Raw genomic sequence first — 24,081 nt, 5'->3', positions numbered from 1 at the left:
ACCAATAAGCTAAGAAATGCAAATTTTTAACTATTTATTAATCAACATCTTATAAACAAGAGTTATCAACAGTTGTTCATAAAAAAACCACGTGTAGCACGTGGTTTCTAAATTGTATTTTATTTGGATTATTTTCTAATCTCTTTGATTCTTGCTTTTTTACCAGTAAGACCTCTGAAGTAGAAAATACGTGCTCTACGAACTTTTCCTCTTTTATTGATTTCAATCTTTTGTAATGCTGGTAGATTTACAGGGAAAATTCTTTCCACTCCTACTGTACCGGACATTTTTCTAATAGTGAAGGTTTCTGAAGCTCCAGTACCTCTTCTTTGGATAACTACACCTCTAAAGAACTGGGTACGTTTTTTTTCACCCTCTTTAATTTCGTAGTATACAGTAATTGTATCCCCTGCTGCAAAATCAGGAAATTCCTTTCTTTCAACAAATTCGTCTTGTACAAATTTTACTAAAGGTTCCATTTCTTAACGTTTATATAGATTAATTCAAGTAAACATTCACGATTCTCGTCAGAGGTTTAGTTGAAATCGGTTGCAAAAATAATCATTATTCGTTAATATACAATTTTTTACAAATTATTTTTATCAAGTAAATCGGGTCTGCGTTCTTTGGTTCTCTGATACGCTTGATCTTCGCGCCATTGTTCAATTTTCGGAAAGTTCCCACTCAGTAAAATTTCCGGTACTTTATGTCCTTTATATTCGGCGGGTCTGGTATATACAGGTGGGGCTAATAGATCATCCTGAAAGGAATCCGTTAGGGCAGAGGTTTCGTCGCCCAAAACTCCTGGAATTAATCTTATTATGGTATCACAAAGTACGGCTGCACCCAGTTCACCACCTGATAATACGTAATCTCCAATGGATATTTCTTTGGTAACGAAGAGATCTCTGACGCGTTGATCCACTCCTTTATAATGTCCACATAGAATAATAAGGTTTTTGGAAAGAGAAAGTGTATTAGCCACTCCTTGGTTTAGGGTCACACCGTCTGGGGTCATGTAGATGACTTCATCATAGTCGTGTTGCGTTTTTAATTCACTGATGCACTTATCAATGGGTTCGATCATCATAACCATACCGGCACCACCTCCAAATTGATAATCATCAACCGTTTTATAATTGTTGGTGCTATAATCTCGCAAATTGTGAAAATGCACAGTAACCAGATCCTTGTCGATAGCTCGTTTTAAAATGGAGGCCTCAAAAGGACTTCTTAGAAGTTCTGGTAATACTGTTATGATATCAATTCTCATCTCCTTGTACTTTAAAGTACTGCAAAAGTACATCTAAGCTTGATAGAAAGAAAACCTATCAAATAAAAAAACTCCTTAATAACTATTAAGGAGTTTAATTGGGTATATCTTAAATCTTATTTACTTAGATTTTGTAAGCTTTTGTTTGTTGATTTCGTCTTGTAGTTGACGCCGCGCTTTCTGTTCTCTTTCTAAAGCTTTTCTACGATGTTCTTCATATTCTGCTTCTAGCTCAGATAAAGATTTTTTAGCCTCTTGTGTTATGATATTGGCATTTTTGAACCTATAAACGAATAAGCCTAAAATGAGCACTAATACAACGACGATTCCCCACATAATACCTTTATAGGCAGGCTTGTTGATCAAGGCACCGAAAAATGAAATGCTATCTTTTTCTTCAGTTACATTAGCGAGATTATTGTTGCTTTCAGCTAATTGTGCATTTAATTCATTTATCTTCTTTTCCTGTTCAGCAGATAAGTTTTTAGAAACCAGCAATTCGTTTTCGACACGTTTTACCGAATCTAGGGTGTTATTTCTCAGAATGTATAACCAATTCTTTTTGACCACTTTGTAGTCCTGATAATTATTTGATTTTTGAAAAATATACTCAAATTGATTTTCAATGCTACCAGTAGTTAGTGATAGTTTCTCATCAGCTTCTTCCTCTTGTGCCTGAAGATTAAATGTGGTTAAAAAAATAAGAATTGCTACTTTAAAGAATTTCGTCATCATCGTCAATGCGTTAATAATGTTTATTTGGGGTTACTATTCCGTGAATGTTTATGTGCAAACGAGCACAATATTAAGTTATTGTTCGTAAAAATAAAAAAGTTTATCAATGTTTTAGCCTCGATTTAGGAATCTTATTGATAATCAGTGAATTTTATTAGAATTAGCCTAATTACTTCTATGTAAAAATTCCTTTAAAATAGTGCTATTATTACCTTGTAAACAGATAGAAAGCTTTTAAATAGTACTTGTAATGCTCAGTTCAAAATGATTTATTGTAATTCGCACCTCCGCTTGGGTCGGAGTTTGGCAAATGCTTACTTTAAGTTGCTGATCACTTATGTAAATAAACAACACCTTAGCATGCGCCAAGGTGTGTTGTCTATTAATAGTAGGTATATCGCCTTACCTTTGCGATATGCTTGGCTAATCGCATCACTTGATGACTGTAGCCATATTCATTATCGTACCATATGTAAAGCGTTATATTTTTTCCGTCGCTTGACACTATGGTAGCGCTACTATCGTAAATAGCAGGCGCAGAAGCCCCAATGATATCGCTTGATACCAGTTCGTTGTTTAACGAATATTTGATTTGTTCTACCAAATCGCCCTCCAGGGCGTATTTCTTGAGAATGGTGTTTATAGTGTTTAGTGTGGTTTTCTTTTGCAATTCAAGATGTATGATGGCTAATGAACCATTAGGAACCGGCACCCTAATGGCATTAGAGGTTAGCCTGCCTTTTAATGCTGGGATTGCCTTAGATATTGCACTTCCAGCTCCAGTTTCCGTAATAACCATATTGATTGCGGCAGCTCTTCCACGTCTGTATTTATGATGCATATTGTCTACCAAGTTTTGATCATTGGTATAGGCGTGTATACTTTGTAGGTGACCTTTTTTAATGCCTAGACTCTCTTCAACAACCTTTAATATTGGTGCAATAGCATTGGTGGTACAGGAGGCGGCAGAGAAAATAGAGTGTTTATCCAAGGGGTATTGTTTTTGATTGACCCCATAAATGATATTGGGTATATCCTTTCCCGGTGCGGTCAATAATACTTTTTCTATGCCTTTTGCTTTGAGATGTTTATTCAGAGATTTCTTATCCCTATATGCCCCGGTATTATCGATAAGCAGCGCTTTTTCAATACCATAGGCGGTGTAATCCATTGCTTCTGGAGAAGTAGCGCTAATAAAAAACACGCTAGTACCATTGATTATGAGTGCTTTCTTTTGTTCATCGATGGCAACGGTACCATGAAACATGCCGTGAACAGAATCATGTTCTAGTAAGGATGCCCGTTTAAGTAGTGCTTCTTTATCGATTTCACCTCGAATAACTACGGCTCTTAAGCGCAATTGTGAACCCATGCCTGTGTTTTGCATAAGCTCCCTAGCCAGGACCCTTCCGATGCGACCAAATCCATATAATACAACGTCTTTAGGTTCAATGGCATTGGAGTTTTTAGCATGTCGAAGTTTGTCAATGACAAAAGAAGTGGTATCAAAAAGATGATTTTCATTCATATGATATTCATAAGTCAGCTTACCTATATCAATTTTTGCAGGAGGTAGATTCATATTCTTAATGGCTTGAGCAATATCTACAGATTCAAAAATGGACATGGGTTTGTTTACAAAGTCTCCAGCATATTTGTATAAGGTCATGACCTTGCTAACGCTTTGGTCGATGAGCTGATTTCTGAATAAGACTAATTCAATTGCATTTTCATACCATAAATCGCTTACGATTTTAATGAGTTCGATGCTGGCTTTCCGGCGGTCTGCCTGAAAAGCTAATTCTTTTTCATACGAATTTGTTGTGGTTACCATTGTTGTTTTTTAGCTTGTTTGAAATATCTTAACGTTGGCAAAAGTATATATTTCAAACGTTTTCGTAAAATATTATAGCTAAAAAAAAGAGCTTCTTCGATGAAGCTCTTTAAGAGATGTAAATCAAATGTTTTAATTGCGGTAGATTAGTCGCTCTCGTTCGCCGTTCTGATTGATAAACACTAGGGTCATTACACCGGATCGTTGTGCCTTTGCTACTGCACTTTTGACATCCTCAATATTTTTAACCTTTTCATCATTTATGCCAATAAGTAGTTTTCCTTTCAATCCTAGTTGACTATTATAAGCGTTGGTGTCAAAAATCAGCACACCATTTTGTCCTTTAAAAAGATCCTTGATAGATTCTGTTTGTTCTTGGACAGAAATTCCAATTTCTTCAATAGTATACACATAAGAGCTGTTGTCTAGTAATTCAACTGTCTTGTTTAATGGTTTGCCATCCCTTAGCAGGAGAAGATTCACTTTTTCATTAGGTCTTTTACTGCGTATATAACCAATCAAATCTGAGAATTTACTAATTTTTATATGGTCGATTTCTTTGATGATATCTCCTGCCTTAATACCGGCCCTAGCTGCACCGGATTTTTTAAAGACCTCACCAACGAGTACGCCTTCAGATTCTGTTATTCCATCAACAAGACCCTGTCCTGTACTTAAATCTTGTACACGGACACCTAAACTTCCCATTTGAACATCCCCAAATTCCATAATGTCATCCACCACTTTTTTTGCGATATTACTAGGGACGGCGAAGGAATAACCAATATAGGATCCTGTTTGTGAAGTGATTGCGGTATTGATTCCAATTAAATCACCACGGGTATTCACTAATGCGCCACCACTATTACCAGGGTTTACTGCAGCATCAGTTTGAATAAAAGATTGAATGTTATTATCTCGACTATTTAGATCCCGTGCTTTTGCACTGATAATTCCTGCTGTAACAGTGGAAGTCAAATTGAATGGATTTCCCACGGCCAATACCCACTCACCAAGTTGAATTTGGTCTGAGTCCCCAAAGGCCAGATAAGGTAAGTCATTATCTGCTTCAATTTTAAGTAGTGCTATATCCGTCTCAGGATCTGCTCCTATGAGCTCAGCAGCATAGGATTTGTTATTGTTCAAGGTTACTTGAAGTTTGGATGCATTTGCGATGACGTGATTGTTAGTAACAATATAACCGTCAGGGGATATAATTACTCCCGATCCTGTACCTACTTGGGCACGTGGTTGTCCGCTGTTGCCATAAAAGAAATCAAAAAGAGTGCTTGGCCCCTTACTTAGGGTCAAATTCTTAACGTGAACCACGGCGTGAACCGTTTTATTAGCCGCTTCGATAAAACTGACATCGTCAATATTATTCGAGGCAGAAGGGGTGTAGTTGGCAGTAATAAATTTAGCTTTGTTATTGGAACTTTCCAGTAGGGGAGTTTCACTCTCAAAAGCAACTTTATAGATACCTAAAGTAAGTGCTCCACCTAAAACAGATACGAATAAAAGGGTAAAAAAATTTTTCATTACGATTGATTCATGATTAAATTTAACATTTAAAATTACTTTATAAAAAATTAGGCTTTACAACTTTAACGCACTTTAACAATACTTATAACTGGCTTAAAAGCGTATATTTGTTTTTCCGTTAGAAGTATGTTAAATTTTAACAATTGTTTTAATGGTTTAAAGAGAAATTGAATATTTGCTTCACCAAAACGAACGAACTATATTGAGGATATGGAGGTTAATTTTTATAAATACCAGGGAACAGGAAATGACTTTATCATGATTGATAATCGCAAAGGTGATTTTCCAAAGGACAACGTGGATCTTGTTCGTTTTTTATGTGATCGTAAATTTGGAATAGGTGCAGACGGCCTTATCCTTTTGGAGGACGCTCAAGATCTCGATTTTGAAATGGTATACTATAATTCCGATGGGAATCCAAGTTCCATGTGTGGAAATGGAGGACGTTGTTTAGTGGCATTTGCTAATTTCTTAGGAATTGTCCAAGACAACTGTACTTTTAATGCTGTTGATGGTTTACACCAAGCAAAAATTAATGATGGTATGGTGAGTCTAGCCATGAAAGACGTGGAAAAAATTGATAGTTTTAGTACACATAGCTTTTTAAATACAGGTTCTCCGCATCATGTTCAGCTGGTTAAAGGATTGGAAGATCTCGATATCAAGGTCGAAGGTGCCAAACTTCGCTACGGAAAATACGGAAGCGCAGGGAGTAATATCAATTTTGTACAACCCTTAGGTGATAATACATTTCATGTTCGAACCTATGAAAGAGGTGTGGAAGATGAAACTTTATCTTGCGGTACAGGAGTCACTGCAGTGGCCTTGGCGATGCATGAAAAAGGAATGACAACTTCAGAGCAGGTACAATTAAAAACACCGGGAGGTGATTTAAATGTTTCTTTTGTAAAAAGTGCAACGGGTTATACTACTATATATTTAGTAGGACCGGCTATTCAAGTTTTTAAAGGTATAATTAAGGTGTAATGATTAGTTTATCAGGAAAAAATATTTATTTAAGAGCTCTGGAACCAGAGGATCTCGAATTTCTATTCACTTTGGAAAATGATGAAAATGTATGGGAGGTCAGTGAGACACTAGCACCATACTCTAAGTATATATTAAAACAATATTTGGCCAATAGTCATAAAGACATCTTCGAGGTTAAACAACTTCGACTGGCTATTTCAGATTACAACGACCATCTGTTAGGACTTATTGATTTATATGACTTCAATCCTCAACACCACAGAGCAGGAGTAGGTATCATTGTACTTGAAGAGGCCAATAGAAATAGAGGAATCGGAAAAGAAGCGCTCTCGCTTCTTATAGATTATGCCTTCAATCATTTGAATTTACACCAACTCTACGCTAATATTTCACAGGAGAATGAGCCGAGTATTTATCTGTTCTCTAATTTGGGCTTTGAACGTATAGGAATTAAAAAAGATTGGCACTATACTTCTGGGAAATATCAAAATGAAATTCTTTATCAAAAGATCAATCACTAATGTACATAAGAAAAATACTTTTAGCCGTTGTTATAATAGGAGCCATTGCAGGCATGGCCTTTGCTTATTTTGTTTATAATGCAGTTTTTGTTCCCAATACGGCTTTTGAGAATGATAAAGCTTTTATCTATATACGGTCGAATGATAACTTTAATGCTGTTCTGGATCAATTGGAACCATTACTTGAAAATAAAAACACCTTTCTGGCTGTAGCCAAACGCAAATCCTATGTCACTAATGTAAGGCCTGGGAAGTATGCTATCGAGAAAGGGATGAATAACAATGATATTATCAATAGTCTTAGAAGTAGAAATATTCCAATACAATTATCTTTTAACAACCAAGAGACACTAGAGCGACTTGCCGGAAGAATTTCAGCTCAGATCGAGGCTGATAGCTTATCATTATTAGCGGAATTTAAAGATGCTAAGTTTTTAAAAGCTAAAGGTTTTGAATTTGGTACAGCACTGGCTATGTACGTGCCCAATAGCTATGAGTTCTTTTGGAATACTTCTGCGCAAGAATTTAGAGATCGTATGTATAAGGAGTACAAGCGTTTTTGGAATGACCAGCGGGTTGCTAAAGCTAAAGAAATAGGATTAACGCCTTTAGAGGTGGTATCACTAGCTTCAATTGTGCATAAGGAGACGGCTAAGGTGGATGAACGTCCACGGGTGGCAGGAGTATACATGAATCGCCTGAATAAAAACATGCTGCTTCAAGCAGATCCAACAGTTATTTTTGCGATTAAAAAGGAATCAGGGGACTTTGATACCATCATAAAAAGAGTTTTATATAAAGATTTAGAATTGGACTCTCCGTATAATACCTATAAATATTCTGGAGTTCCACCAGGACCAATTGCTATGCCTGATATTTCAGCTGTGGATGCTGTATTAAATTACGAAAAAAATGATTATCTTTATTTTGTTGCGGATGTTGAGAAGTTCGGATATCACAAATTCGCGAAAACCTTATCCCAGCATAATCGTAACAAGCAAAGCTATGTGAAGTGGCTCAATTCCACTGATATTAGGCGATAGTTTTAAATTATGATAGTTTTAACGTATTGATTTTCTGTTTATTAAAAATTTCGTATATTTGCCCGCTCAATTTTAAGCAATCCTAAACGTTGATGTAAGTCTTAAAGAAATTAGTTATAATGAATAAAAAACAAGTATTAAAATTCAATGTTTTAGTAGCTGTTTTAGTTTTGACACTTATACTAAGTTTCGGCTTTTCTGCAATTCAAAAGCGAGAAGTTACGCTGCATGATGCGAATAAGGTAACTGGTTTATTGGCCTACACTGTGTCAATGGAAGAAGACCAAACCATTAAAGAATTCGAACAACCTCCATTTTTAGGAAAATCTTTTAACGGATTTAAAGAGGCTTTAGCCTTTAAAGAATCCAGAGGTGATTATTTTACCGTTAATCAATTTGGTTATATGGGGAAATATCAGTTCGGAACTTCTACATTACGCACCATCGGTATCCATTCCAATTCGGATTTTTTAAATGATCCTGAGCTTCAAGAGCGTGCATTTATAACTAATCTTGAACGAAATAAATGGGTATTGCGAAGAGGAATAAAATGGTACGTTGGACGGGTATTCAACGGTGTTAAAGTTACTGAATCAGGAATATTGGCAGCAGCTCACCTTGCAGGCCCTGGAAATGTGAAACGTTATTTGCGTACTCATGGTGCCAGTGGGTTTGAGGATGCTAATGGTGCCTCTATACGGTATTATATGAAGAAATTCGCTGGATATGATGTTACACATATTAAAGCTGAAAAAGCAGCCAAGATATAAAATAGCATATAGCGATTAGAACTGGAGCCTTGAGATATTAATTTCGAGGCTTTTTTTTTGTTCATTATTTGGCGAGATTGTATTTAGTTTGAATGAAGGACGAAAATTGTAGGACGTTTGTGCAAGTCCACTGTCGAGGATTTCCACTGTTGTATAGTTTTGGTTTTTATAAATTCATCTGCTAAGGTGATGTCAGCGGCTACAGTGAGCCGGGTCTGTGGTTGTAATATGGAAATCAAATCCTTTAGGAGTTTGTCATTTCTATAAGGAGTTTCCATAAATATTTGCGACTGATTTAAATCTGATGAGCGTTTCTCCAATTGTTTGAGCGCTTTCTTTTTTTCTGCCTTATCTATAGGAAGGTAACCGTTAAAGGCAAAGCTCTGTCCATTCATTCCGCTAGCCATAAGTGCCATTAGAATAGAGGAAGGGCCAACCATAGGAACCACCTGGATTCCTTTCTGATGTGCTAGGGACGCCATTTCAGCTCCAGGATCTGCTACTCCTGGACATCCCGCCTCAGAAATGACTCCGAGGTCAAAACCTTCAAAACAAGGCTTTAAATAGCTTAATAATGCCTCGGGGGCAGTATGTTTGTTTAGCGTTTCTAATTTGAGATTCTGTTGAGACTTCTCAGGACTTATTTTTTTAATAAACTTTCGTACCGTTTTTTCATTTTCAACGATAAAGTAATCCGTGCTGTCTATCAAGTGTTTTACCGAGATCGGTAATACTTCCATTGGGTCATTGTTACCTAATGTAGTAGGGATGAGATATAATCTTCCAAATAAGTTGGATGTTGACATGGCAATACGATTTATGTAGACTTAACGATTAATCTAATTGTGGTATCACTTTTTCGACTACTAAGTCGGTGGCCTTGTCTAAAAGTTGATAAACATGTTCGAAACCTTGGTCACCTCCGTAATACGGATCTGGTACCTCCTTGTTTCTAGGGGTGTTTAAAATATCTAGCATTAGTGATACTTTTTCTCTGTCAGATGTGTTCCTAGCCAAGGCTGTGATATTCTTGTAGTTCTCCTTGTCCATGGCAAAGATGTGGTCGAATTTATCAAAGTCATCCACTGTAAATTGTCTGGCACGTTGATCAGTAATATCGATATTGTATTTGGCAGCAGTTGCAATGGATCTTGGATCTGGACTCTTACCTATGTGGTAGCCTGCGGTACCCGCAGACTCTACGGTGACTTTATTGGAGTTTACCTTTGATTTTAAAATGCCTTCGGCTAATGGGGAACGACATATATTTCCCAAACAAACCATTAAAACACGTGTCATTGTTGGGCGAATTTTCGATTTAAATCGTCGATATATTTCCTGAATTGTTTATCAGTTTCTGCTAAGTTATCAACCGTTTTACAGGCGTGTAATACTGTGGCGTGATCGCGTTTGCCAATCTGTGACCCAATACTGGCAAGAGAAGCCTTGGTGTACTTCTTTGCAAAGAACATCGCTAATTGCCTTGCTTGTACAATATGGCGTTTTCTTGTCTTCGATTGTAGGGTTTCTACATCCATCTGGAAGTAATCTGAGATCACTTTTTGAATATAATCAATTGAAACTTCACGTTTGGTATTCTTTACAAACTTATCAACAACCTGGTTGGCCAATTCGAGTGTTACCTCCTTCTTATTGAATGAGGATTGTGCAATTAGAGAAATTATAGCACCCTCAAGTTCACGTACGTTTGATTTGATGTTTCTCGCTATGCAATCTACAATTTCTTCAGGCATTTCTACACCGTCTCGGTAAAGGCGATTCTTTAGAATGGAAACTCTTGTCTCATAATCTGGGTTTTGTAACTCAGCTGATAGTCCCCACTTAAAACGTGAAAGTAAACGCTGTTCGATGTCTTGCATATCCACAGGAGCCTTGTCAGAGGTTAGAATCACTTGCTTTCCATTTTGGTGTAAGTGATTAAAAACGTGGAAGAAGACATCTTGTGTTCCAGATTTTCCGGAGAAAAACTGAACGTCATCTATGATCAGTACGTCGATGAGTTGGTAGAAGTGAATGAAGTCATTCCTAGTATTCTTCTTTACCGACTCTATATATTGTTGTGTAAATTTCTCTGCAGAAATATACAAGACTGTTTTTTCTGGATATTTATCTTTAATCTCAACACCAATGGCGTGGGCAAGGTGCGTTTTTCCAAGTCCTACACCCCCAAAGATGAGTAATGGATTAAAGGAAGTTCCTCCGGGTTTATTTGCCACGGCCATACCTGCCGATCGTGCAAGACGATTGGAATCTCCTTCTAAAAAGTTATCAAAACTGTAATTTGGATTTAATTGAGACTCAATCTTGATGTTCCGTATTCCAGGAATCACAAAGGGGTTTTTTAGCTCTGGATTTTTGTGCTTTACTGGAACATCTAATTCCTGAGGTTGCATATTAGCCCTGTTGGAGCTAGGGATGCTCTCAGTGAATGGTTGTTTATTCCCGTAGGTGTTTTCCATTCGAATCACATAAACCAATTTGGCATTTTCCCCTAATTCACGAGTCAGAGCAACCTTTAACAATTTTACATAGTGCTCCTCTAGCCATTCATAAAAAAATTTGCTCGGAACCTGAATACTTAGCGCCTTATCAGTTAACTTTACAGATTTTATGGGCTCAAACCAAGTTTTAAAAGCTTGGGGTTGTATGTTGTCCTTTATGAAATGTAGACAATTTTCCCATACAGATTCTGCAGTTACGTTCATTATTCAGTTATATTTTTAATAGTTTATTAGGATTGATAGTTTTTAGAAACACTGAAATTAACTATCCTAAAAGATTAGACAAATATGTGAACAAATTATTGAAAAAAAAAATGAAAGTCTATTGATTTTGTGCTTTTTTTTTATAATGATTGTTAACTATTTTATCGCACTTTCTTAACAGTTGTAAAATACATTTTTTAATGGAGAAAACAAATAAAATTAACATTAGAGTTAGATATAGCGAAACCGACAAAATGGGAGTTGTGTATCACGGCAATTATGCGCAATATTTAGAAATTGCAAGGGTGGAATGGCTTCGTGCACTCGGTATTTCTTATAAAGAGCTTGAAGATAGTGGGGTTATGCTGCCTGTGGTCTCTTTGCAGATAAATTATAAAAAGTCAGCACGTTATGATGACTTATTAACAGTAGAGCTTCATCTACTCAAAACTCCAGGAGTGAAAATCGAGTTTGATTATCGAATATGGAATCAGGATCAAGAAATCATTGCAGAGGCAAATACAGTTCTCGCTTTTATCGACGGTGCAACTTTTAAACCGATTCGATGCCCTAAATACATATTGGAAAAATTATAGTAATCTTAGTTGTCAACATCTTTTAGTTTTACCTCATAAAGGGGGGCGAAGGCAGCCTTAAGATCCTCGGCTTTTGATTGCCGAATGCCGATGATGATTTCACAGGAGAGATGCATTTTTTGATCCAGTATGTTTAGATTTTTTTCTTTAATAACTCGCATGACCTCGTTCATGTGTTTGTACTCAAATAATAGTCTAAAATGCACATCAATGGTCTTCTCTATGATGCTAGCCTGTTCTAGAGCCATTTGTGCTGTAGTGCGGTAGGCATTTATAAGTCCTCCAACACCTAATTTTACACCTCCAAAGTAACGAACTACCACAATAAAAACATCAGTCAAGCCAAAAGACAATATTTGACCATGTATTGGGGCCCCGGCAGTATTGGAGGGCTCGCCATCATCATTTACGCGGTATTGAATCTTGTCCTTGTGATAACCTAGTTGCCATGCATAACAGTGGTGACGCGCACTGTTATGGAGTTTTTTTAATTCTTCGACATATATTTTTGCATCATCTTCCGATTGTATTGGAAACGCGTAACCATAGAATTTGCTGCCTTTATCTTTAAAAAGTACTTCCTCTGTTGGCTTTTCTATGGTTCTATATTGATCGTCCAAAATTGATTTTTTACAAACTTAAGGTAAAAGTTAGACACTTCTATTCTGATGCCTGCGAAAAAAAAATGAACATATAAATTTGATAAGATACATTTATTTTAGTGATGATCCAAAGGGTTTATGACGCTGTAATTATTAGGCATTAGAGGTTTGGTTCTAGATTTCAATGCGTTGAGAAGTATCAACTCATAAAGTGTCTTCCCTCGCCAAGGGCTCGTAGTAGTTCACAGTATCCTGATTGAGCTTGAATTGTAAGCTAGATTTGTAATTTTGTAGTACGGGTGCTTTTGTTCCTTTACCAAGATTTTCAATGCTGGTGAAAACTCTAGCTTCATCCCATAGCCCACTGTTAATAAATGTTTGCAAGGTTTTAGTTCCTCCTTCAATAAGGACACTTTGGATTTTATGTTTGTATAGAATTGTTATAATTTGCTCAGCGATATGTTTACTAAAGTCAATTGGTTCAAAGCTTGTTTGGGTGTATAGTTCTTTGGGCGATACTTGATTCGCCGAGGTGATAAAAATCGTAGGGATAGAGTCATCCCAGAGGTGTAGCTGTCTTGGTGTGCGGAGATTCGCATCCAATACAATTCGAATAGGGTGATTCCCTTTCCAATCTCGGGCACTTAGCTTTGGGTTATCACTGATCACCGTTTGGGTGCCTACTAAAATGGCTTGTTCTTCAGTTCGCCATTTATGGACAAGTTGACGAGAGTACACATTGGTGATCCAAAAAGGAGCGGGCTCTCCTTGAGTTTTGTCAGGACTAATATATAAATCAGATGTCTGTGCCCATTTTAAAATGATAAAAGGCCTTTTTTTCTCCTGAACGCTAAAAAATCTTTTGTTCAGGGCAACACACTGCTCTTCCAAAGTACCCAATATGACATCAATACCAGCAGCAGATAATTTTTGAACACCTCTTCCAGAGACTTCTACATTGGTGTCCATGGTTCCAATAACCACTGTTGGAATTTTACTGTTGACGATGAGATCTGCACATGGAGGGGTTTTTCCATAGTGAGAGCATGGTTCAAGGGTGACATAAAGTGTTGCTACTTTAAGTAGTGATTTGTCTTTTACGCTTTCAATGGCATTGACCTCGGCATGGTTCTGACCAGCGGGGCTGGTGAAACCTTCTCCGATAATTTTATTATTGGCCACAATAACACAACCAACCATGGGGTTAGGGTAGGTGTTTCCCAGTCCATTTTTAGCAAGTTGAATAGCTCTTTTTATATAGATTTCATGTATCTTCATGCCCCAATAGTATATGGCAAAAATACTATTAATTAACAGTTGAGACCTAATGATAATAAGAGAAATTCAACCAAAGGATGCGGCTGCAATGGCAGACATTGTTAGACAGGTGATTTTGGAGGTGGAAATACCCACCACAGGAACAGCCTACCAAGATAAAGCGCTTGAGGATCTTTACACAGCATACAGTAGCGATAGGGATGTATATCTTGTAATTGAGGATGATGGAGTTATAGTTGGAGGTGCCGGTATTTCGCATCTTCAGGGAGGTGAAAAAAATATTTGTGAATTACAAAAGATGTATTTCTTGCCGCAAATCAGAGGGAAGGGATTCGGTCTTAAACTCATTCAAGAATGTTTAACACACGCGAAATCCATGGAATATGCCTATTGTTATATTGAAACCATGGAAACCATGACAGCAGCCCAAAATTTATATAAAAAAGTAGGGTTTACTCCACTGGATCGTCCCATGGGTAATACAGGTCATTGTTCCTGTGAGGTTTGGTTGATCAAAGCATTGAATTAAAAATATAAAATCATGAATTTAGCAGAGCTCAGGGAGCGGTATGTGGAGGTTTTGGGAGATTTGTACTCTAAAGAAGAGATCCGAAATTTTTTTAATTGGATATGTGAGCAATATTTAGGGCTAAAACCCTTTGAAGTAATTTCTGGCGTAACCCAGGGGGTAGATCCTGAAAAATTACCGTTATTTGAAAAAGCACTTTCTGAACTTCAGCTAGAAAAACCGATTCAACAGATTTTAGGTAAAGGTTATTTTTATGGTATGGAGTTTATGGTTAATGAACATACCTTGATTCCTCGTCCGGAAACGGAAGAACTCGTTGCTATGATTATAGAAGACTACAAATCACACCCAACTCCACTACGAATACTGGATATTGGAACTGGCACAGGCTGTATTCCTATTAGTTTAGCCAAGTATCTCAAGCAAGCGGAACTATATGCGATAGATATCTCACAACAGGCACTGGCAGTGGCCAATGAAAATGCCATTAATAACCAAGTAGTCGTTAAATTTGGTGAGATTGATATTTTAAAAGCCTCTTTACTTTCCAATCTGTTCACCAAAGTGGATCAATTTGATGTCATTGTTTCTAATCCTCCATATGTACGAGAGAGCGAAAAAAAAGCAATGAAAAACAACGTCTTAAACTATGAACCTGATAGTGCTTTATATGTCTCAGATCAAAATCCTTTGATGTTTTATGAGCAAATCACCAAGCTTGCAGCTGGACATTTGAAAGAAAAAGGAAGGCTTTATTTTGAAATCAATCAGTACCTGGGACCACAGACCAGAGCTTTGGTGCTTGAAGCTGGATTTAAGGAAGTTGAAGTCTATAGAGATGTCTTTAAGAATGATCGAATGCTCAGAGCTGTTCTTTAAGATTAACGTATCTCATCACTATTTTCAAAAGATTTGATTCAGGAAATTGAATTAAATTTTAAAAAATAAACGGGCAACTCTTACCTTTGTTTAAAACCTCTAATTAACTGTTTTTATATATGGATATTCAAAAGGAAATTACTTCGCTTCGTGAGCAACTCAGCCAACATAATTACAAATATTATGTGCTGGATGCCCCTGAAATTACGGATTATGAGTTTGATATGAAGCTTAAAGCCCTACAGAAATTAGAAGCGGAACATCCTGAATATTACGACCCGAATTCACCCACAGTGCGAGTGGGGGGTATGGTGACCAAAAACTTCAATACTGTAAAACACAACTTTAGAATGTATTCTTTGGATAATTCTTATTCAAAAGAAGATCTAGAGGATTGGGAAGGACGAATTAAACGTATTATGGGAGATGAGGCCATAGCCTTTACCTGTGAATTAAAATACGACGGAGCTTCGATAAGTTTGACTTATGAAAATGGAATCTTGGTGCGTGCGGTTACTAGGGGTGATGGAGTTCAAGGGGATGAGGTTACTAATAATATCAGAACCATTCGATCTGTTCCCTTGAAATTAAAAGGAGACTACCCTGAACGATTTGATATTCGAGGTGAAATAGTACTCCCTTTTGAAGGGTTTGAAAAAATGAACCAAGAGCGTTTAGAGGCTGGTGAGGTACCTTATATGAATCCTAGAAATACTGCTAGTGGCAGCCTTAAATTACAAGATAGTAGTGAGGTTGCTAAGCGCCCATTAGAGTGTTTGTTATATAACATTGTAGGAACAAATCTTAGCGTACAGAGCCAGTATGAGAGTCTTCAAAAGGCTAAGGCGTGGGGTTTTAAAGTCCCCCCGCAGGCGCGTCTATGTAAGAACACCAATGAGGTTATGGATTTTGTAAATTATTGGGAGGTACATCGTCATGAATTACCTTATGAGATTGACGGTGTTGTCATAAAGGTCAATAACTTTGATCAACAAGAAGAATTAGGGTATACGGCCAAAGCGCCGAGGTGGGCGATGGCTTATAAGTTTAAAGCCGAACAGGTTTCGACAATATTAGCTAGTATAAGCTACCAAGTGGGACGTACCGGTGCGATTACCCCGGTAGCCAATTTAGAACCCGTATTACTCGCCGGAACGACCGTAAAAAGAGCCTCCTTACACAATGCCGATCAGATCGAGAAACTCGATGTTCGTATCGGGGATTACGTATATGTTGAAAAAGGGGGTGAAATTATTCCAAAAATTGTTGGTGTAGATCTCAACAGACGTCCAATAGGAGCGCAGCCAGTAGTTTATATTGATCGCTGCCCTGAGTGTGATACCCAACTGATCCGCCAGCAAGGAGAGGCGCAACACTACTGTCCAAATAGTTCAGGGTGTCAACCGCAAATCGCTGGACGTATTCAGCATTTTATCTCCAGAAATGCTATGGATATTGAAGGATTAGGAGCTGAAACTGTCGCACTTTTAGTAGCTGAAGGCTTGGTCTCAAATTACGCTGATTTATATACCTTGACCAAAGGACAAGTAATTCCCTTAGAACGAATGGCCGAAAAATCGGCTGATAATTTAATTCAAGGCATTGAAAGATCCAAGGAAATTCCGTTTGAACGTGTACTTTTTGCCTTGGGAATACGGTTTGTCGGTCAGACTGTTGCGAAAAAGTTAGCGAGAGAATTTAAATCCATTGACACCCTTGCGGAAGCATCAGTAGATACTTTAATACAAGTTGATGAAATCGGAATACGGATAGCAGAAAGTGTTGTGGAGTTTTTTGAAAATAGTCAGAATATCGAGATCATAAATCGCCTTAAGAGCTACGGATTGCAACTTGAAATTTCCGCAGCGCAATTGGAGGATAGTAGTGAAGCCTTAAAAGGGCTTACTTTTGTCGTCTCAGGTGTGTTTGAAAAAGTATCAAGAACTGAACTCAAAGAATTAATCGAGAAAAATGGAGGGAAGGTGTCTTCCTCGATATCTTCAAAAACATCCTATGTGGTTGCCGGTGATAAAATGGGGCCAAGTAAAAGGGACAAAGCTGATGCCCTCGGCGTTAAAATAATCACCGAGGACATGTTTTTAGAGATGGTATAAGGCTATTTAATTCCTGTTAGACACTGATACTTACACCCTCAGATTCATTTGAGCTATTCTCAAAGTAGAAATCGATTCTACCTAAGTAAAGTCCATAACAGCCTACTTGGTTGATCAGTACCTTGTGTCCTTGTCTGTTGGTTTCAATAACCGGTTTATCCAAAAAGGTATGGGTGTGTCCGCCGATGATAAGATCGATGTTTTCAGTGTTCTTTGCTAGTACAATATCGGATACTTTATTATCCTCGTATTGATAACCTAAATGTGAAAGGCATACAATGAGATCACAATTTTGATTTTTCAATTCACTGGAAATATCTTGTGCGCGCTCAATAGGATCTAAATATCTAGTTTCTTTATATAGAGGCTTGTTAACAAGACCTTCCAGTTCAATACCTAATCCAAACACTCCGATCTTAATTCCTGCCTTTTCATAAATGGAATACGGCTTTACATGCCCATCCATTATTGTATTTGTAAAATCGTAATTGGCATTAAGGATTTTAAAATTGGCATTGGGTAATTGGCCGTACAAGCCGTCAATACCATTGTCAAAATCGTGATTTCCTAATGTAGTGGCATCGTATTTCAGCATACTCATCAACTTAAACTCTATTTCACCCCCGTAAAAATTAAAATAGGGTGTACCCTGAAAAATATCCCCAGCATCAAAAAGCAAGGTGTTTGGATTTTCGATACGAACCTGTTCTATAAGATGAGCTCTTCTCGCAACACCACCTTGGTTTGGATTTCTGGAGTGAGTAGCAGGAAAGGGATCTATATGACTGTGCACATCATTGGTGTGAAGAATGGTAATGTGCTTTTTTTGATCTGTCGAGCAAGAGGATAGAGATAACCCAGCGGCACTAACAAAAATAGAGCTTGCAAGAGTTTGTTGAAGGAAGGATCTTCTTTTCATGGAGGAATTATTTAAGTTGAGTGAATCGTTGGTCTACAGCGGCCCGTATGGTGTCAATTTTCGTAAAATAATCAATGATTTCATTTCTTAGCAAATAGTCAATATCAGTAGTGCTAATGGGATTCTTAAAGAAGTTCATGTGGTCACCACCATTTGCTAAAAAATCTGAAGTTACCACAAAGTAATTTTTAGTTACATCAATAGCCTGGTTGTTTATAGTAGCCATGGCAATATCCCCGTTAGCCTTGAGTTGTAGTTGTAATTGTTTGCTAATTGGGTGAGCAGTTTTTGATTCGGCTAAATAAATTAAGAGCTCCATAAGTTTTTCACCACTGATTTCCAGAATTAAAACTCTATTCTCAAATGGCATCACCTGATAGGCCGTCCTTCGACTCACTACTCCTTGAGATATGATTGACCGTATACCACCGTGATTTAATAGAGCAAAATCAATTGTTTTTCCTGTTCGCTTTTCAAAAACAGGGTTGGAAACTTCATAGGTGAGATCAGCAATAAAATTGCCAATGGACGAATTCAGTGCTCCATCAGACTTTTGCATTGTCTTAGGTGCATACGATAAGGGCGTATCTAAAACTTCTTTAATGTGTGTTCTATAGGGTGTAATAAACTTTTTGATACTGTCAATTTCGGGGATGCTATCGACCATCGCGATCTCTCTTCCATGAATTTCTTGAATTTTAGGATCCTTTTGTTGACAAGAGATACAAAGCATGAAAGTTGTAAATATAACAAAATGTTGTGTTTTTATACGCATAAGATTCTTTAATTTTACCGCGTTAAGACTATAAAGTTTTACCTTTACAAAAATAAAGGAATTGTACATGATTTTTAAGGGTCTTAAAGAAAATTCTATAAAAAAAGCAATTAAAGCATCCAACTTAAAACCAGCTAATTATGGTGGAGACGCAGGAGCTGTACGTTCATTGGCTATTATTATTAATTACGACACCCTGGTGGATTACAAACCATTAATGGATATTGCCAAGGCTATTCGCATTAGTAATGATAATATTTTTATAGCGGGATATGTCGACAGAATTTATAAAAATGTCAATTATATGATTCCAGTGTTCTCCCAGAATTCCTTTGGAATTAATGGGAAGGTCAAACAGGAAGATATACAAGCGTTTTTAGATCGACCTTATGATATTGCCATAAACTATTACAGCACGCCTAATTTGTTTTTAAAATATGTATCCACCTTGTGTAAAAGTGAGCTTAAAGTTGGTATAACGGAAGGAAGTGAGAATGTTAACAACTTGGTATTGAAGGTTAATGAAAAGGATTATGACCAGTTTTCAAAAGAGTTGGTCAAATACCTTAACATATTAAAACGATTATGATTATGTCAAAATTTCTTGGGACAGGAGTAGCACTAGTCACACCTTTTAGGTCAGACTCGAGTGTAGATGTACAGGCGTTAAGCGCTATTGTAAATCATGTAATTGATGGCGGTGTCGAATATTTAGTAGTGCTGGGGACCACAGCAGAGTCCGCAACCCTAAGCAAGGAAGAAAAACAGCTTGTCAAGCAAACTATTGTCAGTGCAAATGCTGGGAGATTACCTATAGTTTTAGGTGTTGGCGGTAATAATACTGCAGAGGTTGTTCATGAGCTTCACTCAGAGGACTTAAGCGTCTTTGATGCAATATTGTCAGTTTCTCCTTATTATAATAAGCCAACTCAGGAGGGGATTTATAGACATTTTAAAGCGATAGCTGAGAGTTCACCGTTACCAGTTATACTTTATAATGTTCCAGGAAGGACGAGTTCAAATATGCTTCCTACTACAGTAATTCGTTTGGCAAATGAATTTGAGAATATCATCGGTATCAAGGAAGCTGCCGGAGATATTGTTCAAGCGATGAAACTTATAAAAAATAAACCTAAAGGTTTTTTGGTGATCTCTGGAGATGATATGCTCACCCTACCTATGGTTTTGGCTGGAGGTTCAGGGGTGATCTCTGTAATCGGACAGGGCTTACCAAAAGCGTTCTCAACTATGGTTAGACACGGACTGAGAGGAGATTTGGATCAAGCAAATCACTTGCATTTCCAATTAATGGATATCATCGAACTTATATTCGAGCAAGGAAACCCTGCAGGCATAAAGGCTGTTTTTGAATATTTAGGACTTTGTAGTGATGTCGTAAGGCTGCCGTTAGTTGAGGCCACCGCGGATTTAAAACAGCGAATTGCAAACTCTATTAATGTTTCGCAAACCGTATAATTTGAGGATATAAAAATAGAATAACCCGGCATTGCGATCGGGTTTTTTGCTGTATTGCGTTAAAAAATTGATAAAATATAAGACAGTCTTCTTTTAATCTATTTTACTGCCTTACATTGGGGATGTAAAAATGTTTTTAATATTTAAGATAATTAACTAATTTTGCCGAATGATTAAAAAGTGGAGATTTACTTATTTAGCGTTTTTTGCATTAGTTCTACTGAGTGGATGTAGTGAATACCAAAAGGTGCTAAAAGATAGTGATGTCAAAAAGAAATATGACATGGCTGAGAAGTTGTACAATGAAGGTGACTATAAACGGGCTATCAGAATCTATGAGCAGATCGTTCCGCAATATGTTGGAAAACCTCAGGGAGAGCGTTTGCAGTTTTTTTATGCCAACTCATATTATCAGTCTAAAGACTATTACCTAGCGGCTTATCAATTTGAGAGATTTACCAAATCGTATCCACGTAGTGATAAAGCTGAAGAGGCTGCGTTTATGGGGGCTAAGAGTCAGTATTTGACTTCTCCAAGATATAGTTTAGAACAAGGGGAAACTCAAAAGGCCATCGATAGGTTACAGATTTTTATCAATACCTATTCAGAGTCTGCTTTTTTAGACGAGGCAAATAAGATGATGGAGGCCCTTAGAGGGAAGTTGGAGAAAAAGTCATTTGAGATTGCAAAACAGTACAATAGAATTTCTGATTACAATGCTTCCATAAAGTCCTTCGAAACCTTTTTTGAGAACTTTCCAGGTTCTTTATACAAGGAAGACGCTATGTTTTACGATTACTTGGCTCGATATAATCTAGCTATCAATAGTGTTTATAATAAGAAAAAAGAGCGTATCGAAAATGCCAATGAAGCATACAATGCTTTTAAAAGTGAATATCCTGAATCGAAATATATCAGTAGATCTGATAAAATGAATAGCGATTTAGTTGAAGATGCTACTGAATTAGAAGAATTACTAGAAAAATACACAGTAAATAATTAAATAAAAATTATGAGCGAATTGAGAAACTCTGAAGCACCTATTTCTACCATTACATATGATAGAAATGAGTTGGATGTACCTACAGATAATATTTATGAGGCTATTTCAATAGTTGCTAAACGCGCCAACCAAATTAATGGTGATATCAAAAAGGAGTTGATAGAGAAGTTGGAGGAGTTTGCAACCTATACTGATAGCTTGGAGGAGATTTTTGAAAACAAGGAACAAATCGAAGTTTCTAAGTTTTATGAAAGACTTCCAAAACCACATGCTATTGCAATTGAAGAGTGGTTGAACGACAAAATTTATTATAGAAATACAGAAAAAGAGTAGGGCATGTCCATACTTAGCGGCAAAAAAGTTTTACTTGGAATATCAGGAGGAATAGCCGCATACAAATCGGCTTTTTTGGTGCGTTTACTCATCAAGGCCGGAGCAAGCGTTAAAGTGGTAATGACGGAAAATTCGAAAGAATTCGTTACTCCTTTAACGCTTTCTACGTTGTCTAAAAACAAGGTGTATTCTTCATTTACTGATCCTAAACAGGAGAATGCGATGTGGAACAATCACGTGGATTTGGGATTGTGGGCTGACCTTATGATCATTGCTCCGACTACAGCTAATACGATGTCAAAGATGGCCACGGGCAACTCTGATAACTTTTTATTAGCGACCTATTTATCTGCAACTTGTCCTGTGTTTATTGCACCTGCAATGGATTTAGACATGTATAGTCACCCAACTACCCAAGAAAATATAAGCACGCTAATCGCAAGAGGGAACTTTATCATTCCTGCCGAAAACGGTGAACTTGCTAGTGGATTAGTAGGTCAGGGAAGGATGGCGGAGCCAGAGTCTATTGTTTCTCTTGTTGAAAATCAATTGCAATCAACCCTGCCTCTTTATGGCAAAAGGGTTTTAATTACTGCAGGACCAACATATGAGGCCATCGATCCGGTGCGTTTCATTGGAAACCACTCTAGTGGCCGTATGGGATTTGCATTAGCTGAACATGCTGCAAAATTGGGTGCTGAGGTCTTTTTAGTGGCTGGGCCTACAGCATTGACTTTAAACCACTCCTTAGTTAAACTGGTACGCGTTCAAAGTGCAGAAGAGATGTACAACGCAGCACATCAGGTTTTTAACCAGGTGGATATCGCTATTTTGGCTGCCGCAGTAGCAGATTACAAACCTGCTGAGGTTGCAGATCAAAAAATAAAAAAGAAAACTGCTACATTACATATTGATCTAGTACCCACTAGCGATATATTGGCCTCTCTGGGGCTGATAAAAGAGCGACAATTTTTAGTAGGATTTGCATTAGAAACTGAGAATGAAATTGATAATGCAGTATCAAAACTTCAAAGAAAAAACTTGGATGCCATAGTTTTAAATTCTTTAAATGATACAGGTGCCGGTTTTGGTAAATCAACAAATAAGGTTACATTTATAGATAAGAAGTTAAATCGAATTGCTTTTCCATTAAAATCAAAAGCGGAAGTGGCAATCGATATTTTTAATGAGATACGATCCAGACTTGATGCTTAAACGAATCCTAACCTTACTACTATGTGCCTGCTTAAGCTTTACCTATAGCCAGGAATTGAACTGTACCGTCATTGTTAATTCCGATCAGGTCAATCAAACCAATAAGCAGATTTTTACAACACTCCAAAAGTCACTGAACGACTATGTAAATAAAACACAATGGACCAATGGTAATTTTAATGCAAATGAGCGCATTGAATGTAGTATGATGGTGACCATTACGCAATATGACAACAGTACTTTTAGCGGCACCATTCAAATTCAATCGAATCGACCTGTGTTTAATTCTACATATCAATCTCCTGTGTTTAATTATCAGGACAAGCAGTTTACCTTTAAGTATGTAGAGTTTGCTCCTCTTTATTTTAATCCAAATGTTTTTGAGAGCAATCTGACGGCTGTGGTCTCATACTATGTCTATATCATCCTAGGTATTGATGCTGATACGTTCTCTAAAGAAGGTGGAAGCCCATATTATGAACAGGCACAGGCAATCGTAAACTTAAGTCAAGGAAGTGGTTTTAGTGGATGGAAACAAACCGATGGGAATAGATCTCGATGGGAATTGGTGGACAACTTACTCTCAAACACTTTTAGGGAGTATCGTATGGCACTCTATGATTATCATCGTCTAGGTATGGATTTGTTGGTTTCAGAACCTCAAACGGCCAAGGATAATATTTTGAATTCTATGGCCTTGCTGGATAAACTCAACAATACCCGTCCGAACTCATTTGTTTTACAGGCGTTCTTTGATGCCAAATCAGAAGAAATAGCCAATGTTTTCTCGGGAGGTCCTAAAGTGAAAATTGCTGAATTAAAAGAAAACCTTAACAGCATGGCTCCATTGTACTCTAAAACCTGGAGTCGCATTAAGTATTAAATGTTTTAGTAGGAATCACTACTGTGGGTTTGATAACTTTTAGCT

The 24,081-nt window shown here is 37.3% G+C and carries 26 protein-coding genes; 14 read left to right on the top strand and 12 right to left on the bottom strand.

All coding sequences use genetic code 11. From position 1 onward, the window contains the following. Positions 1-128: 128 nt before the first annotated feature. From rplS to ACN0TV_RS11070, 5 genes are all read right to left on the bottom strand, one after another. Positions 129-479 carry a 50S ribosomal protein L19 gene (rplS, locus tag ACN0TV_RS11090; RefSeq protein ID WP_417362978.1) on the bottom strand — a complete coding sequence of 117 codons (351 nt, stop codon included), beginning with the start codon at positions 477-479 and terminating at the stop codon, positions 129-131. Positions 480-586: 107 nt separating this feature from the next. Then, positions 587-1,273 carry a tRNA (guanosine(37)-N1)-methyltransferase TrmD gene (gene trmD, locus ACN0TV_RS11085; protein ID WP_417362977.1) on the bottom strand — a complete coding sequence of 229 codons (687 nt, stop codon included), beginning with the start codon at positions 1,271-1,273 and terminating at the stop codon, positions 587-589. Positions 1,274-1,393: 120 nt separating this feature from the next. Further along, entirely contained in the window at positions 1,394-2,008 is a 615-nt protein-coding gene (locus ACN0TV_RS11080) for a tRNA (guanine-N1)-methyltransferase (protein ID WP_417362976.1), read from the bottom strand. Positions 2,009-2,390: 382 nt separating this feature from the next. After that, positions 2,391-3,842 carry a glyceraldehyde-3-phosphate dehydrogenase gene (locus ACN0TV_RS11075; protein WP_417362975.1) on the bottom strand — a complete coding sequence of 484 codons (1,452 nt, stop codon included), beginning with the start codon at positions 3,840-3,842 and terminating at the stop codon, positions 2,391-2,393. 132 nt (positions 3,843-3,974) lie between these two features. Then, on the bottom strand, positions 3,975-5,381 hold the full coding sequence (locus ACN0TV_RS11070; protein WP_417362974.1) for a trypsin-like peptidase domain-containing protein: 1,407 nt from the start codon (positions 5,379-5,381) through the stop codon (positions 3,975-3,977). A 213-nt stretch (positions 5,382-5,594) separates the two neighbouring features. Here ACN0TV_RS11070 and dapF point away from each other — a divergent pair, with 213 nt between their 5' ends. The 4 genes from dapF (at position 5,595) to ACN0TV_RS11050 (ending at position 8,708) form a co-directional block, all read left to right on the top strand. Beyond that, positions 5,595-6,371, top strand: coding sequence for a diaminopimelate epimerase (gene dapF / locus ACN0TV_RS11065; RefSeq protein WP_417362973.1), 777 nt, complete (start codon positions 5,595-5,597; stop codon positions 6,369-6,371). After that, on the top strand, positions 6,371-6,895 hold the full coding sequence (locus ACN0TV_RS11060; protein WP_417362972.1) for a GNAT family N-acetyltransferase: 525 nt from the start codon (positions 6,371-6,373) through the stop codon (positions 6,893-6,895). The genes dapF and ACN0TV_RS11060 overlap by 1 nt, the downstream gene beginning before the upstream one ends. Then, a complete protein-coding gene (gene mltG / locus ACN0TV_RS11055; protein ID WP_417362971.1) occupies positions 6,895-7,938 on the top strand; it encodes an endolytic transglycosylase MltG in 1,044 nt (347 codons plus the stop codon). Before ACN0TV_RS11060 ends, mltG begins: the two co-directional genes overlap by 1 nt. A 119-nt stretch (positions 7,939-8,057) precedes the next feature. Continuing rightward, a complete protein-coding gene (locus tag ACN0TV_RS11050; RefSeq protein ID WP_417362970.1) occupies positions 8,058-8,708 on the top strand; it encodes a peptidoglycan-binding protein LysM in 651 nt (216 codons plus the stop codon). A gap of 83 nt (positions 8,709-8,791) precedes the next feature. Here ACN0TV_RS11050 and ACN0TV_RS11045 read toward each other — a convergent pair whose 3' ends face one another. The 3 genes from ACN0TV_RS11045 to dnaA are packed head-to-tail and all read right to left on the bottom strand — an operon-like array spanning position 8,792 to position 11,434. Further along, positions 8,792-9,514 (bottom strand): SAM-dependent methyltransferase, encoded by a 723-nt coding sequence (locus tag ACN0TV_RS11045; RefSeq protein WP_417362969.1) that lies wholly within the window; start codon positions 9,512-9,514, stop codon positions 8,792-8,794. A gap of 28 nt (positions 9,515-9,542) precedes the next feature. Then, the gene (locus ACN0TV_RS11040; protein WP_417362968.1) at positions 9,543-10,007 is read right to left on the bottom strand and encodes a low molecular weight protein-tyrosine-phosphatase; all 465 of its coding nucleotides are present in this window, start codon (positions 10,005-10,007) and stop codon (positions 9,543-9,545) included. Continuing rightward, on the bottom strand, positions 10,004-11,434 hold the full coding sequence (dnaA, locus tag ACN0TV_RS11035; RefSeq protein WP_417362967.1) for a chromosomal replication initiator protein DnaA: 1,431 nt from the start codon (positions 11,432-11,434) through the stop codon (positions 10,004-10,006). The genes ACN0TV_RS11040 and dnaA overlap by 4 nt, the downstream gene beginning before the upstream one ends. A gap of 200 nt (positions 11,435-11,634) precedes the next feature. On the opposite strand from dnaA, the gene ACN0TV_RS11030 reads away from it, so the two are divergent. Then, positions 11,635-12,030, top strand: coding sequence for an acyl-CoA thioesterase (locus ACN0TV_RS11030; RefSeq protein WP_417362966.1), 396 nt, complete (start codon positions 11,635-11,637; stop codon positions 12,028-12,030). Positions 12,031-12,035: 5 nt separating this feature from the next. Here ACN0TV_RS11030 and ACN0TV_RS11025 read toward each other — a convergent pair whose 3' ends face one another. Beyond that, a complete protein-coding gene (locus tag ACN0TV_RS11025; protein ID WP_417362965.1) occupies positions 12,036-12,650 on the bottom strand; it encodes an IMPACT family protein in 615 nt (204 codons plus the stop codon). Positions 12,651-12,836: 186 nt separating this feature from the next. Then, positions 12,837-13,910, bottom strand: a complete 1,074-nt coding sequence (gene ribD / locus ACN0TV_RS11020; RefSeq protein ID WP_417362964.1) for a bifunctional diaminohydroxyphosphoribosylaminopyrimidine deaminase/5-amino-6-(5-phosphoribosylamino)uracil reductase RibD — start codon at positions 13,908-13,910, stop codon at positions 12,837-12,839. A 49-nt stretch (positions 13,911-13,959) separates the two neighbouring features. On the opposite strand from ribD, the gene ACN0TV_RS11015 reads away from it, so the two are divergent. The 3 genes from ACN0TV_RS11015 (at position 13,960) to ligA (ending at position 17,432) form a co-directional block, all read left to right on the top strand. Next, positions 13,960-14,439, top strand: a complete 480-nt coding sequence (locus ACN0TV_RS11015) for a GNAT family N-acetyltransferase (protein ID WP_417362963.1) — start codon at positions 13,960-13,962, stop codon at positions 14,437-14,439. Between the two features lie 12 nt (positions 14,440-14,451). After that, the gene (prmC, locus tag ACN0TV_RS11010) at positions 14,452-15,318 is read left to right on the top strand and encodes a peptide chain release factor N(5)-glutamine methyltransferase (RefSeq protein ID WP_417362962.1); all 867 of its coding nucleotides are present in this window, start codon (positions 14,452-14,454) and stop codon (positions 15,316-15,318) included. A 119-nt stretch (positions 15,319-15,437) separates the two neighbouring features. After that, the gene (gene ligA / locus ACN0TV_RS11005) at positions 15,438-17,432 is read left to right on the top strand and encodes an NAD-dependent DNA ligase LigA (RefSeq protein ID WP_417362961.1); all 1,995 of its coding nucleotides are present in this window, start codon (positions 15,438-15,440) and stop codon (positions 17,430-17,432) included. 16 nt (positions 17,433-17,448) lie between these two features. On the opposite strand, the gene ACN0TV_RS11000 is transcribed toward ligA, so the two are convergent. Together ACN0TV_RS11000 and ACN0TV_RS10995 are read right to left on the bottom strand one after the other, a co-directional pair. Next, positions 17,449-18,351: a bifunctional metallophosphatase/5'-nucleotidase gene (locus tag ACN0TV_RS11000; RefSeq protein ID WP_417362960.1), complete on the bottom strand. Its 903-nt coding sequence runs from the start codon at positions 18,349-18,351 to the stop codon at positions 17,449-17,451. A 7-nt stretch (positions 18,352-18,358) separates the two neighbouring features. After that, positions 18,359-19,126: a 5'-nucleotidase C-terminal domain-containing protein gene (locus ACN0TV_RS10995; RefSeq protein WP_417362959.1), complete on the bottom strand. Its 768-nt coding sequence runs from the start codon at positions 19,124-19,126 to the stop codon at positions 18,359-18,361. A 67-nt stretch (positions 19,127-19,193) separates the two neighbouring features. On the opposite strand from ACN0TV_RS10995, the gene ACN0TV_RS10990 reads away from it, so the two are divergent. The 6 genes from ACN0TV_RS10990 to ACN0TV_RS10965 all read left to right on the top strand — a co-directional run bounded on the left by ACN0TV_RS10990 (position 19,194) and on the right by ACN0TV_RS10965 (position 24,036). Further along, on the top strand, positions 19,194-19,715 hold the full coding sequence (locus ACN0TV_RS10990; RefSeq protein WP_417362958.1) for a DUF6913 domain-containing protein: 522 nt from the start codon (positions 19,194-19,196) through the stop codon (positions 19,713-19,715). 2 nt (positions 19,716-19,717) lie between these two features. Continuing rightward, positions 19,718-20,602 (top strand): 4-hydroxy-tetrahydrodipicolinate synthase, encoded by an 885-nt coding sequence (dapA, locus tag ACN0TV_RS10985; protein WP_417362957.1) that lies wholly within the window; start codon positions 19,718-19,720, stop codon positions 20,600-20,602. Between the two features lie 169 nt (positions 20,603-20,771). Then, a complete protein-coding gene (locus ACN0TV_RS10980; RefSeq protein ID WP_417362956.1) occupies positions 20,772-21,605 on the top strand; it encodes an outer membrane protein assembly factor BamD in 834 nt (277 codons plus the stop codon). A 9-nt stretch (positions 21,606-21,614) separates the two neighbouring features. Next, positions 21,615-21,938 carry a DNA-directed RNA polymerase subunit omega gene (locus ACN0TV_RS10975; RefSeq protein WP_417362955.1) on the top strand — a complete coding sequence of 108 codons (324 nt, stop codon included), beginning with the start codon at positions 21,615-21,617 and terminating at the stop codon, positions 21,936-21,938. Between the two features lie 3 nt (positions 21,939-21,941). Next, positions 21,942-23,153 (top strand): bifunctional phosphopantothenoylcysteine decarboxylase/phosphopantothenate--cysteine ligase CoaBC, encoded by a 1,212-nt coding sequence (gene coaBC, locus ACN0TV_RS10970; RefSeq protein ID WP_417362954.1) that lies wholly within the window; start codon positions 21,942-21,944, stop codon positions 23,151-23,153. Then, positions 23,146-24,036, top strand: a complete 891-nt coding sequence (locus tag ACN0TV_RS10965; RefSeq protein ID WP_417362992.1) for a DUF4835 family protein — start codon at positions 23,146-23,148, stop codon at positions 24,034-24,036. Before coaBC ends, ACN0TV_RS10965 begins: the two co-directional genes overlap by 8 nt. Positions 24,037-24,081 lie beyond the last annotated feature (45 nt).

Source organism: Galbibacter sp. (assembly GCF_048266365.1).
In the GTDB taxonomy this organism is placed as follows: Bacteria; Bacteroidota; Bacteroidia; order Flavobacteriales; family Flavobacteriaceae; genus Galbibacter.
This window is presented reverse-complemented; position numbering and strand designations above follow the sequence as displayed.

What these genes read in the sequence shown, in the direction of transcription:
- rplS (WP_417362978.1), bottom strand. Translation starts at nt 479, where the DNA reads ATGGAACCTTTAGTAAAATTTGTACAAGACGAATTTGTTGAAAGAAAG.
- trmD (WP_417362977.1), bottom strand. Translation starts at nt 1,273, where the DNA reads ATGAGAATTGATATCATAACAGTATTACCAGAACTTCTAAGAAGTCCT.
- ACN0TV_RS11080 (WP_417362976.1), bottom strand. Translation starts at nt 2,008, where the DNA reads ATGATGACGAAATTCTTTAAAGTAGCAATTCTTATTTTTTTAACCACA.
- ACN0TV_RS11075 (WP_417362975.1), bottom strand. Translation starts at nt 3,842, where the DNA reads ATGGTAACCACAACAAATTCGTATGAAAAAGAATTAGCTTTTCAGGCA.
- ACN0TV_RS11070 (WP_417362974.1), bottom strand. Translation starts at nt 5,381, where the DNA reads ATGAAAAATTTTTTTACCCTTTTATTCGTATCTGTTTTAGGTGGAGCA.
- dapF (WP_417362973.1), top strand. Translation starts at nt 5,595, where the DNA reads ATGGAGGTTAATTTTTATAAATACCAGGGAACAGGAAATGACTTTATC.
- ACN0TV_RS11060 (WP_417362972.1), top strand. Translation starts at nt 6,371, where the DNA reads ATGATTAGTTTATCAGGAAAAAATATTTATTTAAGAGCTCTGGAACCA.
- mltG (WP_417362971.1), top strand. Translation starts at nt 6,895, where the DNA reads ATGTACATAAGAAAAATACTTTTAGCCGTTGTTATAATAGGAGCCATT.
- ACN0TV_RS11050 (WP_417362970.1), top strand. Translation starts at nt 8,058, where the DNA reads ATGAATAAAAAACAAGTATTAAAATTCAATGTTTTAGTAGCTGTTTTA.
- ACN0TV_RS11045 (WP_417362969.1), bottom strand. Translation starts at nt 9,514, where the DNA reads ATGTCAACATCCAACTTATTTGGAAGATTATATCTCATCCCTACTACA.
- ACN0TV_RS11040 (WP_417362968.1), bottom strand. Translation starts at nt 10,007, where the DNA reads ATGACACGTGTTTTAATGGTTTGTTTGGGAAATATATGTCGTTCCCCA.
- dnaA (WP_417362967.1), bottom strand. Translation starts at nt 11,434, where the DNA reads ATGAACGTAACTGCAGAATCTGTATGGGAAAATTGTCTACATTTCATA.
- ACN0TV_RS11030 (WP_417362966.1), top strand. Translation starts at nt 11,635, where the DNA reads ATGGAGAAAACAAATAAAATTAACATTAGAGTTAGATATAGCGAAACC.
- ribD (WP_417362964.1), bottom strand. Translation starts at nt 13,910, where the DNA reads ATGAAGATACATGAAATCTATATAAAAAGAGCTATTCAACTTGCTAAA.
- ACN0TV_RS11015 (WP_417362963.1), top strand. Translation starts at nt 13,960, where the DNA reads ATGATAATAAGAGAAATTCAACCAAAGGATGCGGCTGCAATGGCAGAC.
- prmC (WP_417362962.1), top strand. Translation starts at nt 14,452, where the DNA reads ATGAATTTAGCAGAGCTCAGGGAGCGGTATGTGGAGGTTTTGGGAGAT.
- ligA (WP_417362961.1), top strand. Translation starts at nt 15,438, where the DNA reads ATGGATATTCAAAAGGAAATTACTTCGCTTCGTGAGCAACTCAGCCAA.
- ACN0TV_RS11000 (WP_417362960.1), bottom strand. Translation starts at nt 18,351, where the DNA reads ATGAAAAGAAGATCCTTCCTTCAACAAACTCTTGCAAGCTCTATTTTT.
- ACN0TV_RS10995 (WP_417362959.1), bottom strand. Translation starts at nt 19,126, where the DNA reads ATGCGTATAAAAACACAACATTTTGTTATATTTACAACTTTCATGCTT.
- ACN0TV_RS10990 (WP_417362958.1), top strand. Translation starts at nt 19,194, where the DNA reads ATGATTTTTAAGGGTCTTAAAGAAAATTCTATAAAAAAAGCAATTAAA.
- dapA (WP_417362957.1), top strand. Translation starts at nt 19,718, where the DNA reads ATGTCAAAATTTCTTGGGACAGGAGTAGCACTAGTCACACCTTTTAGG.
- ACN0TV_RS10980 (WP_417362956.1), top strand. Translation starts at nt 20,772, where the DNA reads ATGATTAAAAAGTGGAGATTTACTTATTTAGCGTTTTTTGCATTAGTT.
- ACN0TV_RS10975 (WP_417362955.1), top strand. Translation starts at nt 21,615, where the DNA reads ATGAGCGAATTGAGAAACTCTGAAGCACCTATTTCTACCATTACATAT.
- coaBC (WP_417362954.1), top strand. Translation starts at nt 21,942, where the DNA reads ATGTCCATACTTAGCGGCAAAAAAGTTTTACTTGGAATATCAGGAGGA.
- ACN0TV_RS10965 (WP_417362992.1), top strand. Translation starts at nt 23,146, where the DNA reads ATGCTTAAACGAATCCTAACCTTACTACTATGTGCCTGCTTAAGCTTT.